The organism is Vibrio mytili, assembly GCF_049563345.1.
In the GTDB taxonomy this organism is placed as follows: domain Bacteria; phylum Pseudomonadota; class Gammaproteobacteria; order Enterobacterales; family Vibrionaceae; genus Vibrio; species Vibrio mytili.
Genome location: NZ_CP110481.1, coordinates 1,563,360 through 1,580,673, shown reverse-complemented (window position 1 = coordinate 1,580,673; position 17,314 = coordinate 1,563,360). Strand labels below are relative to the sequence as shown.

Sequence of the window (17,314 nt, the reverse complement as noted above, 5' to 3'; positions counted from 1 at the left end):
ATACCCAAACAAATTATAAACGGGCTAATCCAACCATTAACCTGTTAATTTTTTAAGGATAGAGGCAAAAATGAGTAAGCAGTTAGACCTCGCCAGTGCATTTTTTCGTATTGGCTTGTTTGGATTTGGTGGCGGCCCCACGATGATCCCTTTGGTCCACAAAGAAGTGGTCGACAACTATAAGTGGATGGAAGACGATGAGTTTGCCAATGTGCTCGCGATTGGTAACACCTTGCCAGGGCCTATCGCAACCAAAATGGCGGGTTACATTGGTTATAAAGTGGGTGGCACTATAGGGTGTATAAACGCTGTCATAATGACCATTATTCCTCTCATCATCGTCATGATTGCGGGTTTAGGGCTGCTTAATGAATACCGTGATAAGCCATGGGTAGCTGGTATGGCACAAGGCGTTTTGCCGGTTGTTTCGTGGATGATGGCCAAACTCACGTATGACTTTTTGATCAAAGGCTACAAGGCCCTTGGCACGATCGCTACGGGGGTTGGTATTGCGCTGTCACTGTTGTTTATCGTGGTGCTGAATGTACATCCAGGGCTGGTGGTAGCCGCAGTGCTGTTAGCAGTATTGGTGAAACCAGCCCCAAAGCCTAAAACAGCAAACACTTTGAATCCAGAGAATAAAAAGGGATAAACATGCAACTTTATATCGACATCTTTTTGGCCTTTTTTATTCCTAACATCGTTGGTTACGGCGGTGGTCCTGCGATCATCCCGCTGATTGAAGCACAGGTCGTTGGTCAGTATGGGTGGATGGACGCCAGTCAATTCGCCGAAGTGCTTGCTTTGGGTAACGCACTTCCAAGTCCAATCGCGACTAAAATGGCGGGGTACATTGGTTACGAAGTAGGGGGTACGTTAGGGGCTTGTATTGCCGTGCTTGCAACCGTTGCGCCAACCATCATCATTATGATTGTGGCAATGAGTGTGTTGTACAAATATCGTAATTCACCAAAAGTGAAAGCGCTAGGTGCGTGGGTATTACCGATCATCTTCACGCTGATGCTGTTACTGAGTTACAAACTGGTGATGTCTGGTGGTGAAGCAGGTTGGGGACATTTTGCGTTGCTATTTGTGGTCGCGGGTTTGTGCTTGGAAAAATTCAAAGTACATCCGACGTATGTGATCTGTGCAAGCCTCGTCTATGGTGCGTTTTTGCTTTAAGTGATGCGACCTCTATAAAAACCGAGCCAGTAAGACGCACTGGCTCGGTTTTTTTGTTTCTTTGCGGGTATTCTTAGCAGTTGTACCTGTCGGAGATCATTAAAGTTTGAAACTTATGCCACATCAATCTGGCTATACAAAGAAAGTGTGACAACAGGACAGAAACGATTTAGATGAATAAACCTAAATCGTTTCTACAAGGTGGGAAAAAGTACCTTGAAACGTTAAACACTTATTAGCTGATCATTCTCAAGGGTTATTGCGTACTCAACAGGAACTTACGCAAATCTCTCTCAGAACGCATGACAAACAGAATAAATACTTTATCACCGTCTTGTTTATAGAAAACACGACATGGATTAACGACAACTTCTCGATAACTTAAATGTTCTAGTTCGGGCGGAATGCGACCCGATTCTGGGAAAGTTTCTAAACGTTCTACTTTAGCGAAGATGGTTTGAACCAATTGCTTTGCAGCTACGAAATTTTCAAGTGCGATGTATTCAGCGATATCATCAAGGTCAGATAACGCTGGCTGAGTCCAGATTATTTCAGCCATTTTGACATTTTGTCCTTGGCTTCTTCATGACTAACCATTTTACCATCAGCGAGTGCACGTTCGCCTCGCGCAATACCCTCAAGAATTGATAAACGGTTTTGCATAAACTCGTAATCATCAACATTTACCAAATATGCAGACGGTTTACCATGCTCGGTAATTAATACTGGTTCTTTGGTATCGTGGAGCTCGGTGAGGATCTTAGTGGCTTGACGCTTAAGTGATGTTACTAATTCTACTTTCATGAGAGCAGCTCCAAAGGAATACGTAAAGTGATACTATTCTATCACTTTACGTATAGCAAGCTCTATGACGGCTAACACTTTTTATACGGCTTTTAGCCGCTCGTCATATTCCTATCATGTAGCCTTGCCAATCACAGTTCAATTGATAATCAATAGGTTAAAGATATGTATTGCGTATTAGATTGCAAAATGACACATAATTTTTAAAAAAGCTTACTTCAACACTCCCTTGGATAACTAAAAGTAAGGCAAGCGTACAATCACAACTTGTGAATTTTCGCACTGAGAAGGAAAGGGGCAAACCTTGTTATAGCAAAAAGCAAACTACGTAAAATGCCTCGAACTTTAATGTCACAGTTCCAAACTTTAGTGTCATAGTTCTAAGATTAATGTCCACCGACAGTACCTTTCTCTGCCTTCATCGACTTCTAGTTCAAGCTAGCGATACCATAAGCCTAGCTTGCCCGCTCTAAAATTCTGATCGATATGCTTGCAGCAGCTGTACGATTATCGACGTCCAGTTTTTTGTATACCTGCTCAAGATGCTTATGCACAGTGCGTGGGCTCATCTCTAATATCTGGGCGATTTCCCAGTTCGTTTTAGCAAAAGAGAGCCAATACAGCACCTGAGATTCGCGTTTTGTTAGACCCAAATGCGTTTGCAGATCTTTCTCTGAACCATTTTGTTTTGGGGTAGAAATCCGGACAAGCGAGTGAATGCCATTGTAGTCCCCAGCGTAGCTTGCTTCTAAGCTCGGGGTAAACTGAGTTAATGGCAACGAAGAGTCCGCGGGAGATTGCATTAGCCAAATGGCGATATCTTGCTGGATTTTTTGCCAGGTTTCAGACAAATCATCACCTAGGTCGCACAACAGCTCCTGAGCATGGGGCGTTGCCCATTCCAGATTTCCGTTATTGGAGACACAGAATATGTATTGTCCTGCATAGTCCAGGGCTGCTTGAGCCGACTTTGCAAGACGAGCAGACTGACTGTGCACCTTAATTCGAGCCAACACTTCGTCAGGAACGACGGGTTTAGTGATGTAATCTGTGCCGCCAGATTCAAATCCTTGTATGACATGTTTGGAGTCATTCAATCCGGTCATAAAAATAATCGGTGTTGAAGGGAGGGATTCCTTAAGTTTGACACAAGTATCAAACCCGTCCATTTCAGGCATGATGGCATCTAGTAAGATAACATCTGGTTGTACTTTTTCGATGATGGTAAGTGCCTGAAACCCGCTCGTCGCGACAAGTACGGTGAGCCCTGCTTGATTTAGCGTCGCATTTAACATCCCAAGTGATTCAGGTGAGTCATCGACGACTAATACGATGATGTTATTGGTTGTTATAATGCTCATTTATCAGTCCATCTATTTGCGCGATAATATTGTTAAAATTACATTCTTGTAGATTTTGTTTTAGTTCAGACAACCAATCATCACTCGCGGCGTGCATTTGAATCATGGTTTCTAGCTCATTGCTTACTGCTGACAAAAAACCAATTTCGGCGTACTCCCGCATACGTACTAATTGTTGGTAGCTCGGAGTCGGATTGGTTTGCGCTGCCTCTGGGTCATCTAGAGCCTCTGGGTTTTTCTCTTCCGGTGCGACTTCTTCTTCATAGAGCCATTCGATATCCAGTAGACGATACAATTTAGCAAGCAACATCGGAACCGAAACTGGCTTTGTTAAATAGTCATTATGATAACGGGCAAGTTGGTTGTGTATTTCCAGTTCTTGTATGTTAGCTGAAAGCATCATAATCGGTTGTCGGTAATGCTCTTTTCTTAGCTGAATGGCTAATTGCCAGCCATTCATTTGTGGCATAAAGATATCAAGTAAGAACAAATCAATATGATGTGTTTTGACCATTTTTAAGGCTTGCGGTGCGTTTTCTGCAGTGAGCACTTTAAAACCCAATGGTTGAAGAATGCGAGCAATTAATTGTCGTTGATCGTCGATATCGTCCACCACTAAGATGGTCTGACGTTTTCCAGAGTAGCCAATAATAGTGTCATCCAATACCTCAGGCTCAACCGTACCTTCTAGGACTTCAGGAAGCATCAACTTCAACACAAAGGCACTGCCGTAATTGACTTGGCTGGTGCAGGATATTTCTCCGCCCATCAGTTCCGCTAGGGCGTTTGAGATAGTGAGCCCCAGTCCAGAGCCATTGATTGCCATCGTTTTTTGGTTCTTTATTCGTTCAAAGGGTTTGAAAATCAGCTCCAAATCCTGTTCAGATAAACCAATACCCGTGTCCTGAACACTGAAGTGAACCACTTGATTACGATAACGAACTTTGAAGGTGATTTTGCCTTGCTCGGTATATTTTACCGCATTGCCTAGCAGGTTGATCAAGATTTGGCGCAAGCGTTGTTTATCTGCAGCAACAAACTTGGGTAGATAGCCAGACACTTCGTATTCAAACTCAAGTCCTTTGCGTTTTGCTTGCATCGAGAACATATCAACGAGTTGGTCGAGCAGGGCGGTTAGGGAGAACTCATCACGATGTAACTCTAATCTTCCTGCTTCAATTTTAGAGATTTCTAGTAGGCCCTCAATCATATCGGAAAGATGTTTACCGTTACGTTTTAACACGTCAGCATAATCGCGGGTTTGTTGATTAGATGTTTGATCTGTACGCAATAGCTGTGCGTAGCCGAGTAGGATGTTAAGCGGTGTCCTCAACTCATGACTTAAGCTCGCCAAATACCGACTTTTTGCATTGTTTGCGGTTTCCGCAGAGCGTTTGGCTTGCTCCAATGCGAGAGAGGTTTTCTGGTGTGCGTTGATTTCTGTGGTCAACAATGTTGTGTGTGATTGTAACTCCATTAACGCGGTTCTGCTGCTTGTTCGAGCTAAGACCAGCAACCAGCTGATGACACCAATGGGAATCAACAATAACGCGAACGATTTGATTAAGCCTCCAGAAATTACATCCATGTCTGCTTGTTCAAGCCCGGGAATTTGTGAATACGCCAATGTAAGAATACAGCCCATTGCGACGGTCACGATAAGCATCACGACGACAAACTGCGCCAGAGTAGAAGACACACTGTTTACCCAGTTGGCTGGCAAATAGGGTGAAAGTAAGTCTTTTACTTGTGCACTAAACGTCGCTTGTGGCCGGCATTGGTCATGACAGCGGACATCAAGTGAGCAGCACAGTGAGCAAATATGGCCACCGTAAGCGGGGCAGAGCGCCATGTCTTCTTTTTCAAACGTCAGCTCGCAAACCGTGCACTGATGGGTTTCTTCTGAGCTGGTTACGATCACGTTATTTTCAACCAGGTAATAGCGACTGCGAGTAAGTAGTGCAATGAGCGGAGCCGTAATAAATGGTAATGCAAATGCTATATAGGATGCGAAAGCGTTGATCATCTCACCATAAAAATTGAGATGAGCCGTAATTCCAACCACCGATGCAATCAACATAGAGCCGACACCAACCGGATTAATGTCATACAGTTTTGAGCGTTTAAACTCGATGGTTTTAGGACTTAGCCCTAGAGGTTTGTTCACAACTAAATCTGCGACAACGGAGCCAACCCACGCAAGAACGAGTACAGAATAGATCTGTAAGGTTTTTTCAAGCAGTTGATAGACGCCAAGCTCCATCAACAGTAATGCGATAAAGACATTAAACACAACCCAGACAACGCGACCTGGGTGGTGGTGAGTCAGGCGAGAGAAAAAGTTAGACCAAGCGAGTGAGCCGGCGTAGGCGTTGGCAACGTTGATTTTCAACTGAGAAATAATCACGAATAAGCCGGCGGCCAATAATGCCAGTTGGGTGTTATCGGTCGTAAAAGTAAACACATTAAAGTACATGTGAGCAGGGTCGGCTGCGAGATTGGGTAACACGCCTTGGCTAATGGCAAACCAAGCGAGAAAACTCCCAAGCACGAGCTTCATTGAGCCAAAAATCATCCAGCCAGGACCACCAAGTAGCATTGCACTCCACCATTTGAGTTTGCCGCACTTTTCTTTCTCGGGCAGGAAACGTAAAAAGTCGACTTGTTCACCTATTTGTGCAACCACAGACAGGAGAACGGCTGAGGCTGAGCCAAATAGTAACCAATTGAAATCGGTACTTGCATCATTGACACCCGCATAGCTCAACCATTCACTGATGTTAGCGTCTTGATGGGTAAATAAATAGATAAGAGGGGTGATCTGTAAGGCTAGCCAAATCGGTTGGGACCACATTTGAAAGCGGCCGATATTGGTAATCCCCAATACGACGAGTGGAATGACGATGACCGCACTGATCACATAAGCAATGGCAATGGGAATGCCAAACAGAAGCTCGATAGCCATCGACATGATGGAGGCTTCTAAGGCGAAAAAAATAAAGGTAAACGACGCGTAAATCAAAGAGACGATCGTTGAGCCGATATAGCCAAACCCAGCCCCACGACTGAGCAAATCAATGTCAACGCCGTGTTTGGCGGCGTAGTAGCAGATAGGAATACCGGAAAAAATTACCACTAGCGCTACGGCTAAAATCGCCCAAAGCGAATTGGTAACTCCGTAGTTGAGTGTGATGGTGCCACCAAGCGCTTCAAGGACTAAAAACGACACAATGCCTAACGCAGTATTCGCAATCCAACTCGCTGACCATTTACGTGCGCGCTTTGCCGTAAATCGCAACGCGAAATCTTCCAGTAACTCGTTACCAACCAGTTTATTGTATCGACGTCGAGTGATGGGAACTTGTTGTGTGTTAATAACTCTCTTTCCTTGAGATATACAGTACTACTTGCCTTCAAGTGACGTATAACGTGATGTCATACAGGTGGCAGGCATATCCGCTATTTTCAAACTATGTTACGCACATCCTGTGCCCTACAAATATAGCTCTTTTTATTACATCTCTCCATGCGTAATTGTGCGTAGTTTTGCTGCGCTAACTGCGCATATTCAAATGATTCAATCTGGCTGATACTGAACCTCGTTCATTCCGACATCACGATTTCAATCACTTGGTTATCGTCATGTCTTCAAGGGCATTGAATGAACCAGATTTACAACGTTTTAATTTTTTGCAAATTTACTTTAAGGAAGAAGACGAATGAAACGGAATTTCTTAGCGACTTCAGTACTAGCAGCGTCACTGTTTAGTGGATACGTAATGGCAGATGAAGACACCATTAAAGTTGGTGTTCTGCACTCACTATCCGGCACGATGGCAATCAGCGAAACCACTCTTAAAGACACTATGTTAATGCTGATTGATGAGCAGAACAAAAAAGGTGGCTTGTTAGGTAAGAAACTTGAAGCGGTCGTTGTCGACCCAGCATCTAACTGGCCAATGTTTGCTGAAAAAGCGCGCGAGCTGATCTCGAAAGATAAAGTGGATGCGGTCTTTGGCTGTTGGACATCAGTATCCCGTAAATCGGTATTGCCCGTTTTTGAAGAGCTCGACAGCTTACTTTTCTACCCAGTGCAATATGAGGGTGAAGAATCGTCTAAAAATGTTTTTTACACCGGCGCTGCGCCAAACCAGCAAGCTATTCCAGCCGTTGACTACTTGTTAGAGCAAGGTGTTAAGCGTTGGGTGCTGGCTGGAACCGACTACGTTTACCCGCGCACGACTAATAAAATTCTCGAAGCGTACTTAAAAGAGAAGGGCGTGACGGATGCTGACATCATGATCAACTACACACCGTTTGGTCACTCTGATTGGCAGTCCATTGTGTCAGATATCAAAAAGTTTGGTTCCGCAGGTAAGAAAACCGCTGTGGTATCAACCATCAACGGCGATGCAAATGTTCCGTTCTACAAAGAGTTGGGTAACCAAGGCATTTCTGCCAGCGATATCCCTGTCGTTGCATTCTCCGTAGGTGAAGAAGAACTTTCTGGTATGGATACGTCTTCGTTGGTTGGCCACTTGGCAGCTTGGAACTACTTCATGAGCGTTGAATCTGACGCGAACGACGAGTTCATTGAGCAGTGGCATAAATTCATTAAAGACGATGAACGTGTCACCAATGACCCAATGGAAGCGCATTATATCGGATTCAATATGTGGGTAGAGGCCGTGAAGAAAGCCGGTACAACGGATCCTTCTGTGGTCGGTGATGCCTTGATCGGGGTGACGGTACCAAACTTGACTGGTGGTTACTCAGCAATGATGCCTAACCACCACATCACTAAGCCAGTACTGTTGGGCGAGATTCAGGATGATGGTCAATTTGAAACCGTATGGCAAACGTCTGGCCTAGTTGCTGGTGATGCATGGTCGGATTTCTTACCAGGCTCAAAAGACCTTATCTCTGATTGGCGTCAACCGTTGTCATGCGGTAACTACAACATCAAAACAGGCAAATGTTCTGGTCAAAACTACTAACGGGTTTTTAGAACGACTCCTGTCATAGAGTCCAGTTCTTCATGTTTATTTCAGCGTTACTTGATATGTACTCACTAAGTTGACAGTAACGCTGTCATCCAATTGGACTTACATTTTACTCATTCTCTCTGAGATGCGTATTCTACTTAACAGAGGCTCTCAAATGATATTTCATGCATTTGTTATGCAACGATTTAGCCGTTTGTTTGGTTGTCTTTCTAAAGGTGGCCTTGGTATTTTCGTTGCACTCTCTAGCATATTCTTAACGGCTCAAACCTTCGCTTCTGCTACTAATTTCGAGAGTGAACTGCAACGACTCACCACCCGAGATTATGATCAAGTCAGCATCGCTGTCGCAAACATTGGTGATAGTGGTGATGAGCGTGCAGTTGACGTTTTAAATTTACTATTAGCGGGCGACATTTACTTTGATAAAGATTCCAAGCAGCTGGTCAAAATCGTCGAGAAACAAGGCTCCAAATATTTAGTCACTCCACTTTTCGCCGCAGAATCGACACCAGCACAACAAGTAAAACGCCGCTCAGTCAAAAAAGTGGGCATTAACAACCAACTCCGTGGGGAGATCAAGCTTCAGTTGGCGGCACTTAATATTCGCCATCCTGATGAACATAAGAGAATTGATGCCGTTACCCAACTGATGGGTGAGCTTGACGCTCAAAGTTACGCGATGTTGCAAAAGGCGCGGAGTACAGAAACCGATTCGGACGTACAGCAAGTATTGGACACCGCGTTGGCGATTTATCAACTGGAACACAGCAGTACACAAGATGAACAGTTGGCCGCTATTGCAACTCTGGGTGACAGCTATCAACCAACGGCTCGTAATGCGCTCACTCAGTTTTTGTCCACTGAGCCAAACCAAACGTTAACCGAAGCAACAAATAAAGCGCTTGGGTTAATAGAGCAGCGCGTCAGTATGGCGCAGTTTGGGGAAACGTTATTTTTTGGCCTAAGTCTGGGTTCTGTTCTTGTGTTGGCAGCGATTGGTTTGGCGATTACCTTTGGTGTTATGGGCATCATCAACATGGCCCATGGCGAACTGATCATGCTGGGTGCGTACACGACGTATGTCATTCAAACGCTGATGCCAAATCATATTGGTTGGTCGATTATTGTTTCAATACCTGTGGCATTTTTGGTGTCCGGTGCTGTCGGGGTTTTAATTGAACGGACTGTAATTCGTCACTTGTACGGACGTCCATTGGAAACTTTATTGGCGACATTTGGTATCAGTTTGGTGCTTCAACAAGCCGTGCGTACCATCTTCTCACCTCTGAACCGTTCTGTTTCTACCCCAGAATGGATGCAAGGTGTCATTGAAATTAACCCACTACTGAGTCTGACGCTTAACCGTTTCTACATCATTATTTTCTGCTTAATCGTCTTTGCCATGTTGTTCGCTGTATTACGTTATACCCGACTCGGTATTGAAGTTCGTGCTGTGTCTCAAAACCGCAGTATGGCACGTTCAATGGGTGTGAAATCCGAATGGGTTGATGCTATGACGTTCGGCTTAGGCTCTGGTATTGCAGGCATTGCGGGTGTAGCACTCAGCCAATTAACTAACGTCGGTCCTAACCTAGGGCAAGCGTACATTATCGACTCTTTTATGGTCGTGGTGTTTGGTGGTGTCGGTAATTTGTGGGGGACTTTGGTGGCAGGTATGTCGCTTGGTATTGCTAACAAAGTGATGGAACCTTGGGCTGGTGCCGTTCTGGCGAAAATCCTAGTACTGGTATTCATCATTCTCTTTATTCAGAAGAAACCCCGAGGCTTGTTCCCTCAGAAGGGTCGCTCGGCGGAGGGTTAATCATGGATCTTCAATCAAAATTGTTCGATCGTTCTACACTGCTGTTTTTGATTGTTTTGGGTGCCGCGCTGTGTGTCATTCCATCAATGAACTTGTTCTTTGCCGAAGGCTCGGCATTGCACATGTCCACCTACACAATCACGCTCATGGGTAAATACCTCACTTATGCATTATTGGCCGTTGCCGTGGATTTAGTGTGGGGCTATTTAGGGATTTTAAGCCTGGGTCATGCCGCATTTTTTGCACTCGGTGGTTATGCCATGGGGATGTATTTAATGCGCCAGATTGGAGACCGTGGTGTGTATGGTAACGCAGAGTTACCGGATTTTATGGTTTTCCTTAACTGGCAAGAGTTGCCTTGGTTTTGGCACGGTTTTGACCAGTTCTGGTTTGCGATGCTGATGGTCGTGCTTGCTCCTGGAATACTTGCATTCGTATTTGGTTGGTTTGCGTTTCGCTCTCGTGTTACTGGGGTGTATCTATCGATTATTACTCAAGCGCTGACTTATGCCTTACTACTTGCATTTTTCCGTAACGAAATGGGCTTTGGCGGTAACAATGGACTCACTGACTTTAAGGACATCTTGGGGTTTGACCTCCAAGCAGACTCGACCCGACTGACTCTGTTCATGTTGTCCGGCATTGCTTTGGGTTTAGGCTATTTGGCATGTCGCTTTATTGTCGTCAGTCGTCTAGGCCGCGTTGCAATGGCGGTGCGAGACGCAGAAGCACGAACTCGTTTTACTGGTTACAAAGTCGAATACGTCAAGCTGGCTATCTTCACATTTTCTGCCGTGCTTGCCGGTATTGCTGGGGCGTTATATGTCCCTCAAGTTGGCATTATCAACCCCTCTGAGTTTTCACCTCTGAATTCTATAGAGCTAGTGGTATGGGTGGCGCTAGGCGGTCGTGCAACCTTATACGGAGCCGTAGTCGGAGCGCTTGCTGTTAATTATGCCAAAACCTACCTGACCGCAGCACTGCCTGAAGTATGGCTGTTTAGTTTGGGGGCGATGTTTGTCCTTGTGACGTTGTTCCTTCCAAAAGGAGTAACTGGGCTTATCAAACGTAAAGAGGTGCAATCATGAGCGTCCTTAAATATGTAAAAGCACTGACTGATCGTGACCAAGTCTATGACTTTATGATGCCACAAGTGAATCCGATGCTTAACGTGGGACATGGCTGCTTGTTGTATCTAGAAGGAATCAGCGTTGCGTTTGACGGCTTTAAAGCGATTAATGACTTAAACCTGTATATCAAAGAAGGCGAGTTACGATGCATTATTGGTCCAAATGGTGCGGGAAAAACCACCATGATGGATATTATTACTGGTAAAACGCGCCCTGATAGCGGCACGGCCTGGTTTGGTCAAAACATTAACTTGCTCGACATGAGTGAGCCAGAGATTGCACAAGCTGGTATCGGCCGTAAGTTTCAAAAGCCGACTGTGTTCGAATCTCAATCAGTCTTTCACAACTTGGAATTGGCCATGGCGGGCCCTAAAACGGTGCTGTCGAGTCTCTTTGCTACGCTGACGCCAAGCCAAGTGGATCACATTGATCACGTATTGAAACAAATCGGTTTATACGAGAATCGCAGTCTATTGGCAGGCGCTTTGTCCCACGGACAAAAGCAGTGGTTAGAAATCGGCATGCTGCTTATGCAGAACCCGAAGTTGCTTTTGGTCGATGAGCCAGTTGCGGGTATGACCCACCAAGAAATGGACCGAACCGGTGAACTGCTTACCTCTTTAGCGGGTGAACGCACCATTGTGCTGGTTGAGCACGATATGGACTTTGTCCGTTCGGTTGCCCGTGATGTCACGGTGCTTCACCAAGGCAGTGTGTTGGCTGAAGGCACTATGGATAAAGTGCAAAGCAACCCGAAAGTTGTGGAAGTCTACCTTGGAGAAGAAGCATGATTGAGATTAAAGGACTAAACCAATTTTATGGTCAGAGCCACACGTTGTGGGATCTCGATATGCATATTCCTGAAGGAAAGTGCACGGTACTTATGGGACGAAATGGGGTCGGAAAAACCACGTTGTTGCAATGCATTATGGGATTGTTGCCGACCAAAAGTGGTGAAATTAACTTCCTTGGCCAAGACATTACCAAATTGGCAGCGGAGAAACGCGCACCGATTGGTATCGGTTATGTACCGCAAGGGCGGCAAATTTTTCCATTACTCACCGTCGAAGAGAATTTGCGCATTGGATTGCCAATGCGAGGTGATGGCGCGAAGCAAGTGCCTGATTTTATATACGAACTTTTCCCTGTGTTGAAAGAGATGCTGCACCGTAGAGGCGGGGATTTATCGGGTGGACAACAACAGCAGTTGGCTATTGGGCGTGCTTTGGTGATTAACCCCAAACTACTGATTTTGGATGAACCAACGGAAGGGATCCAGCCGAATGTCGTAGCGGAAATCGGCGACATTATTCGTCGACTGAACAAAGAAATCGGCCTCACGGTGTTACTCGTCGAGCAGAAACTGCCTTTCGCCCGCAAAGTGGCAGATAACTTTTGCATTATTGACCGTGGTCGACAGGTTGCGATGGGCGACATGGACGCTCTAAACGACGAATTGGTTAAGAAATATCTCACGGTGTGATGTGTTATGAACAGTGTCTTTAATATGTCGACTCAAACTAAACGTCATTGGCCCGCTTATTTGGCATTGGGGTTTAGCAAGTCGGGTGACAGAACACAAATGAAACGGATGGAGTTTCAAGGTCCGCTGCGCGTTCAAAGGCCGTTCTATCCAGAGCAAGACGTTTGCCACGTTTACCTACTGCATCCACCAGGTGGATTGGTATCCGGTGATGATTTGAGCATTCAGATTCATTGCCAAAGTGGTAGTCATGCACTGGTCACGACACCTTCAGCGGGCAAAATTTATAAGGCAGATAGCCACAATATCGAGCAAAAGCAGCATGTGGATATCGAAGTCGATAATGCCTCTTGTGAGTGGTTGCCAATGGAAACCATCGTTTTTAATGGCGCACATGGCAAGTTAACCACCAGCGTTAACCTACACGGAAGTGCAAAATTTGTCGGTATGGATGTGTTTTGTTTAGGTCGACCGAAGAGTCACTTGCCCTTTACTCAAGGCAGTGTTGAACAGCGTTTGTCGATCTATCAGGACGGTAAGCCATTGTTGCTTGAGCGCCAATACTTAGCAGCGGACGATCCATTACTTACCGCCGTTAGTGGGTTCAATGGACACCTAGTGTCTGGCATGTTGACGGTGGTTGGCCTGGATGATGCGGCTTCGATGGTCGAAGCGTTACGCGACCACTTTTCGGCGGACACACAAGGGACGCTCAGTATCACTTATCGACTCAATGTTTTACTGGTGCGTTATCTGGGTGATTGCAGTGAGCAAGCACAACACCAGTTACGTACTTGTTGGGCAATAATTCGTCCACAACTGATGCAAAGACAAGCCAGTGCACCACGAATCTGGAACACCTAGTGACATTGTTTGCGCGGCATATAACGATTAGAGATACAAAAAATAAGTGACAATGTCACTCATAATGTAGAGGATTTACTGATGGAACTATCTCCAAGAGACAAGGACAAGTTACTGCTGTTTACCGCCGCCTTAGTCGCAGAACGCAGACTTGCACGTGGCGTCAAACTTAACTACCCAGAGGCATCAGCCTACATATCCGCTGCGATTATGGAAGGTGCGCGTGACGGAAAAAGCGTCGCGCAGTTGATGAGTGATGGGAGAACGCTTCTGACAAAAGACGACGTGATGGAGGGTATACCGGAGTTGTTGGAGGAAGTGCAAGTCGAAGCTACTTTCCCCGATGGAACCAAACTCGTTACCGTCCATAACCCAATTCAATAGGAGTAGGAGGCATCATGAACCCTGGTGAATACATATTAAGCGATATCCCTATTGAGTTGAACAAAGGGCGTCGAACTGAACAATTAGCGGTGATCAACCACGGTGATCGTCCAATCCAAGTAGGGAGTCATTACCACTTTTTTGAAACTAATCCGGCACTGGATTTTGAACGAGAGAAAGCCAAAGGCATGCGTCTAAATATTGCTGCAGGGACGGCAGTTCGTTTTGAACCTGGCCAGACACGTAATATCGAATTGGTTGAAATTGACGGTTCAAAAACGGTGTATGGCTTCCGCGGTGAAGTGATGGGTAAGGTTTAAGAACTATTCACCCAATGGATTAATAGAACGGGTTAAAGAAACGCGTTAAAAAATAAGGGTTAGGGAGAACAATAATGGCAGAACTATCTCGTCAAGCCTATGCCGATATGTACGGACCAACCGTTGGCGATAAGGTTCGTCTCGCGGACACCGAGCTGTTTATACAGGTTGAAGAAGATTACACCGTGTATGGCGATGAAGTGAAATTTGGCGGAGGTAAAGTCATCCGCGATGGGATGGGACAAGGGCAACTATGTCGCGCAGATGTGGTTGATTGTGTGATCACTAATGCGTTGATTCTCGATCATTGGGGGATCGTGAAAGCAGACATTGGGATTAAAGATGGCAATATTGTTGCTATCGGGAAAGCCGGTAACAAAGACATCCAACCTGACGTAACGATTAATATCGGTGCCAGTACAGAAGTTATCGCTGGAGAGGGACACATTGTCACAGCAGGCGCAATTGATGCACACATCCACTTTATTTGTCCGCAACAAATAGAAGAAGCGTTAATGGCTGGCACGACAACCATGATAGGTGGTGGTACTGGTCCGGCAACCGGCACCAATGCGACCACCTGTACTCCTGGGGCTTGGAACATGGCAAAAATGCTGCTAAGCACTGACCAAATGCCGATGAACTTTGGATTTTTAGGCAAAGGTAACGCCAGCTTGCCAGAGCCGATCGCTGAACAAATTGAAGCAGGCGTTTGTGGGTTAAAGTTGCATGAAGATTGGGGCACGACACCAGCTTCTATCGACAATTGTTTATCGGTGGCAGAAAAATACGATGTTCAGGTCGCAATTCATACCGACACATTGAATGAATCGGGTTTTGTTGAAGACACGCTTGCTGCTTTCAAAGGTCGCACCATTCATACCTATCACACTGAAGGAGCGGGTGGTGGCCACGCACCGGATATTATTGTCGCGTGCGGTCACCCGAACGTATTGCCGTCATCGACCAACCCTACACGTCCGTACACGGTGAATACGGTTGATGAACATTTGGATATGTTGATGGTCTGTCATCACCTTGACCCGAATATTCCAGAAGATGTCGCGTTTGCCGATTCCCGCATTCGAAAAGAAACCATTGCGGCTGAAGATATCCTTCATGACCTCGGTGCATTTTCAATGATTGCGTCTGATTCACAAGCCATGGGACGAGTTGGCGAAGTGATTACCCGTACTTGGCAAACTGCCCACAAAATGAAAGTTCAGCGCGGATACTTGGAACAAGACAAAGAGATTCAAGCGGACAACTTCCGAGCGAAACGTTACATCGCGAAATACACCATTAATCCGGCCATTGCCCATGGTGTGGACCATACCGTCGGCTCAATTGAAGTTGGAAAACTGGCTGACATCGTTTTATGGAAACCCGCGTTTTTTGGCATTAAACCATCGTTGATCATTAAAGGCGGTTTTATTGCTGCTGCTCCAATGGGCGATGCTAACGCTTCTATTCCGACCCCTCAGCCAGTCCATTATCGCTATATGTTTGGTGGCTTTGGTCGAGCTGCCTCTGCGACGTCAGTGACATTTACCAGCAAGGCTGCAACGGAAAATGGGCTAAAGGAAAAATTAGGCTTACACCGTGAACTTGTGGCTTGTAAAAATTGTCGCAGCGTTACCAAGCGAGACATGGTGTTGAACGATTACATGCCTACGGTAACTGTAGATCCACAGACTTATGAAGTTCGTGCAGACGGTGAATTGCTGACGTGCGACCCAGCAACCGAACTTCCCCTAGCACAGCGTTATACGTTGTTTTAACTGCTCAGTTTAGAAGGAAAGAACTATGTTTCGAGTGATTAGCCGTTCGGACCATCATCACGGTGAGATTGATGACGCTATCGTGCTGCCTTATGAAATGCGTCAGCGCGGACGCTTTCGCGTATCGAGTAAAACGGGCTTAGATGTGGGGGTGTTCTTACCTCGTGGTGACGTACTGAAAAATGGCGACTGTTTGTTTACCGAATGTGGCAAGGTATTCCGAGTCGAAGCGCAAGAAGAAGAGGTCGTCACCGCAGAAGCGAAAGATTGGCTGACTTTCGCCAAGGCTTGCTATCACATGGGCAATCGACACGTACCGATGGAAATTGGTGAGCGATGGTTACGATTCCAACCCGATCATGTTTTGCAAGAAATGGTTGAACTGTTTGGTTTGGAGTGTCAGCAACATCAAGCGATGTTCAACCCAGAATCTGGGGCTTACCACGGCGGGGGCCACAGTCATGGCCATTCGCATGATGAGCATCACCACAGTCATGGGGAGCACAGCCACTGATGAATATTCAGTCATTACTCTCTCTTTTGCACCTCAGCAGCCCAAGCCTACCCATTGGTGCCTTTGCATATAGCCAAGGGTTAGAAACGGCGGTGGATTTAGAATGGGTACGTGACGAGTCAACATTGCAGACCTGGCTAGAGCCGATTCTTAATCACGCTCAAGCTAACTTAGAATTGCCTCTACTTGTTCGTTGCTATAAGGCTTGGCAACAAAACGACATTGCTGCCCTAGAGCACTGGCAGGCCGTATTACTGGCAAACCGAGAAACGGCTGAACTCGTGATGGAAGAGCAAAAACTAGGACAAACGCTGTATCGTTTGTTGGTCAGTTTGAATGTGGAACTGCCCACGCAAGCAAAGCAGATGACGTATCTGCCGTTGTTTGCAAAAGCGTGTCAGCACTTTGGCGTTTCTTTAGAGCAAGCGGCGACAGGATGGCTGTGGTCATGGCTCGAAAACCAAATTACCGTGGCATGTAAAACCGTACCGCTAGGACAAACATCGGCTCAGCGGGTTCTGATTGCAATGATGCCACAAATAGAAAAAGCGATTAACACAGGGTTAAAGGTAGAGGATGAGTCTATCGGTCTAACGCTACCTAACTTTGCCATGGCCTGCGCATGGCACGAAACCCAATATTCAAGATTATTTAGGAGTTAAC

The 17,314-nt window shown here is 45.9% G+C and carries 17 protein-coding genes; 13 read left to right on the top strand and 4 right to left on the bottom strand.

Features of this window, described 5'->3' with window-relative positions; genetic code table 11:
• Window positions 1-70: 70 nt before the first annotated feature.
• Both ONE56_RS07290 and ONE56_RS07285 read left to right on the top strand, forming a co-directional pair.
• Entirely contained in the window at window positions 71-652 is a 582-nt protein-coding gene (locus tag ONE56_RS07290) for a chromate transporter (protein ID WP_423839578.1), read from the top strand.
• 2 nt (window positions 653-654) lie between these two features.
• Entirely contained in the window at window positions 655-1,182 is a 528-nt protein-coding gene (locus tag ONE56_RS07285) for a chromate transporter (RefSeq protein WP_041154404.1), read from the top strand.
• A gap of 256 nt (window positions 1,183-1,438) precedes the next feature.
• Here ONE56_RS07285 and ONE56_RS07280 read toward each other — a convergent pair whose 3' ends face one another.
• From ONE56_RS07280 to ONE56_RS07265, 4 genes are all read right to left on the bottom strand, one after another.
• The gene (locus ONE56_RS07280; protein ID WP_423839577.1) at window positions 1,439-1,741 is read right to left on the bottom strand and encodes a type II toxin-antitoxin system RelE/ParE family toxin; all 303 of its coding nucleotides are present in this window, start codon (window positions 1,739-1,741) and stop codon (window positions 1,439-1,441) included.
• A complete protein-coding gene (locus ONE56_RS07275) occupies window positions 1,729-1,986 on the bottom strand; it encodes a type II toxin-antitoxin system Phd/YefM family antitoxin (protein WP_423839576.1) in 258 nt (85 codons plus the stop codon). The genes ONE56_RS07280 and ONE56_RS07275 overlap by 13 nt, the downstream gene beginning before the upstream one ends.
• 455 nt (window positions 1,987-2,441) lie before the next feature.
• A complete protein-coding gene (locus tag ONE56_RS07270) occupies window positions 2,442-3,347 on the bottom strand; it encodes a DNA-binding response regulator (RefSeq protein WP_041154399.1) in 906 nt (301 codons plus the stop codon).
• Window positions 3,325-6,645, bottom strand: a complete 3,321-nt coding sequence (locus tag ONE56_RS07265) for an ATP-binding protein (RefSeq protein ID WP_331437479.1) — start codon at window positions 6,643-6,645, stop codon at window positions 3,325-3,327. Before ONE56_RS07265 ends, ONE56_RS07270 begins: the two co-directional genes overlap by 23 nt.
• Window positions 6,646-7,126: 481 nt before the next feature.
• On the opposite strand from ONE56_RS07265, the gene urtA reads away from it, so the two are divergent.
• The 11 genes from urtA to ONE56_RS07210 all read left to right on the top strand — a co-directional run bounded on the left by urtA (window position 7,127) and on the right by ONE56_RS07210 (window position 17,313).
• Window positions 7,127-8,344: an urea ABC transporter substrate-binding protein gene (gene urtA, locus ONE56_RS07260; protein WP_245228348.1), complete on the top strand. Its 1,218-nt coding sequence runs from the start codon at window positions 7,127-7,129 to the stop codon at window positions 8,342-8,344.
• A gap of 184 nt (window positions 8,345-8,528) precedes the next feature.
• Entirely contained in the window at window positions 8,529-10,175 is a 1,647-nt protein-coding gene (gene urtB, locus ONE56_RS07255) for an urea ABC transporter permease subunit UrtB (RefSeq protein ID WP_331437576.1), read from the top strand.
• Between the two features lie 2 nt (window positions 10,176-10,177).
• Entirely contained in the window at window positions 10,178-11,263 is a 1,086-nt protein-coding gene (gene urtC / locus ONE56_RS07250) for an urea ABC transporter permease subunit UrtC (RefSeq protein WP_041154397.1), read from the top strand.
• The gene (gene urtD, locus ONE56_RS07245) at window positions 11,260-12,096 is read left to right on the top strand and encodes an urea ABC transporter ATP-binding protein UrtD (RefSeq protein WP_041154396.1); all 837 of its coding nucleotides are present in this window, start codon (window positions 11,260-11,262) and stop codon (window positions 12,094-12,096) included. The genes urtC and urtD overlap by 4 nt, the downstream gene beginning before the upstream one ends.
• The gene (gene urtE / locus ONE56_RS07240; RefSeq protein WP_041154395.1) at window positions 12,093-12,788 is read left to right on the top strand and encodes an urea ABC transporter ATP-binding subunit UrtE; all 696 of its coding nucleotides are present in this window, start codon (window positions 12,093-12,095) and stop codon (window positions 12,786-12,788) included. Before urtD ends, urtE begins: the two co-directional genes overlap by 4 nt.
• A gap of 6 nt (window positions 12,789-12,794) precedes the next feature.
• The gene (locus tag ONE56_RS07235; RefSeq protein ID WP_041154394.1) at window positions 12,795-13,652 is read left to right on the top strand and encodes an urease accessory protein UreD; all 858 of its coding nucleotides are present in this window, start codon (window positions 12,795-12,797) and stop codon (window positions 13,650-13,652) included.
• Window positions 13,653-13,733: 81 nt separating this feature from the next.
• Complete coding sequence (gene ureA / locus ONE56_RS07230) at window positions 13,734-14,036, top strand: urease subunit gamma (RefSeq protein ID WP_041154393.1); 303 nt, start codon at window positions 13,734-13,736, stop codon at window positions 14,034-14,036.
• 14 nt (window positions 14,037-14,050) lie between these two features.
• Window positions 14,051-14,356 carry an urease subunit beta gene (locus ONE56_RS07225; RefSeq protein WP_281052427.1) on the top strand — a complete coding sequence of 102 codons (306 nt, stop codon included), beginning with the start codon at window positions 14,051-14,053 and terminating at the stop codon, window positions 14,354-14,356.
• Window positions 14,357-14,430: 74 nt separating this feature from the next.
• Window positions 14,431-16,137 carry an urease subunit alpha gene (gene ureC, locus ONE56_RS07220; protein ID WP_423839575.1) on the top strand — a complete coding sequence of 569 codons (1,707 nt, stop codon included), beginning with the start codon at window positions 14,431-14,433 and terminating at the stop codon, window positions 16,135-16,137.
• A gap of 25 nt (window positions 16,138-16,162) precedes the next feature.
• A complete protein-coding gene (gene ureE / locus ONE56_RS07215; RefSeq protein ID WP_041154390.1) occupies window positions 16,163-16,651 on the top strand; it encodes an urease accessory protein UreE in 489 nt (162 codons plus the stop codon).
• Complete coding sequence (locus tag ONE56_RS07210) at window positions 16,651-17,313, top strand: urease accessory protein UreF (RefSeq protein WP_423839574.1); 663 nt, start codon at window positions 16,651-16,653, stop codon at window positions 17,311-17,313. The genes ureE and ONE56_RS07210 overlap by 1 nt, the downstream gene beginning before the upstream one ends.
• The last annotated feature ends 1 nt before the right edge of the window (window position 17,314 follow it).

What these genes read in the sequence shown, in the direction of transcription:
- ONE56_RS07290 (WP_423839578.1), top strand. Translation starts at nt 71, where the DNA reads ATGAGTAAGCAGTTAGACCTCGCCAGTGCATTTTTTCGTATTGGCTTG.
- ONE56_RS07285 (WP_041154404.1), top strand. Translation starts at nt 655, where the DNA reads ATGCAACTTTATATCGACATCTTTTTGGCCTTTTTTATTCCTAACATC.
- ONE56_RS07280 (WP_423839577.1), bottom strand. Translation starts at nt 1,741, where the DNA reads ATGGCTGAAATAATCTGGACTCAGCCAGCGTTATCTGACCTTGATGAT.
- ONE56_RS07275 (WP_423839576.1), bottom strand. Translation starts at nt 1,986, where the DNA reads ATGAAAGTAGAATTAGTAACATCACTTAAGCGTCAAGCCACTAAGATC.
- ONE56_RS07270 (WP_041154399.1), bottom strand. Translation starts at nt 3,347, where the DNA reads ATGAGCATTATAACAACCAATAACATCATCGTATTAGTCGTCGATGAC.
- urtA (WP_245228348.1), top strand. Translation starts at nt 7,127, where the DNA reads ATGGCAGATGAAGACACCATTAAAGTTGGTGTTCTGCACTCACTATCC.
- urtB (WP_331437576.1), top strand. Translation starts at nt 8,529, where the DNA reads ATGCAACGATTTAGCCGTTTGTTTGGTTGTCTTTCTAAAGGTGGCCTT.
- urtC (WP_041154397.1), top strand. Translation starts at nt 10,178, where the DNA reads ATGGATCTTCAATCAAAATTGTTCGATCGTTCTACACTGCTGTTTTTG.
- urtD (WP_041154396.1), top strand. Translation starts at nt 11,260, where the DNA reads ATGAGCGTCCTTAAATATGTAAAAGCACTGACTGATCGTGACCAAGTC.
- urtE (WP_041154395.1), top strand. Translation starts at nt 12,093, where the DNA reads ATGATTGAGATTAAAGGACTAAACCAATTTTATGGTCAGAGCCACACG.
- ONE56_RS07235 (WP_041154394.1), top strand. Translation starts at nt 12,795, where the DNA reads ATGAACAGTGTCTTTAATATGTCGACTCAAACTAAACGTCATTGGCCC.
- ureA (WP_041154393.1), top strand. Translation starts at nt 13,734, where the DNA reads ATGGAACTATCTCCAAGAGACAAGGACAAGTTACTGCTGTTTACCGCC.
- ONE56_RS07225 (WP_281052427.1), top strand. Translation starts at nt 14,051, where the DNA reads ATGAACCCTGGTGAATACATATTAAGCGATATCCCTATTGAGTTGAAC.
- ureC (WP_423839575.1), top strand. Translation starts at nt 14,431, where the DNA reads ATGGCAGAACTATCTCGTCAAGCCTATGCCGATATGTACGGACCAACC.
- ureE (WP_041154390.1), top strand. Translation starts at nt 16,163, where the DNA reads ATGTTTCGAGTGATTAGCCGTTCGGACCATCATCACGGTGAGATTGAT.
- ONE56_RS07210 (WP_423839574.1), top strand. Translation starts at nt 16,651, where the DNA reads ATGAATATTCAGTCATTACTCTCTCTTTTGCACCTCAGCAGCCCAAGC.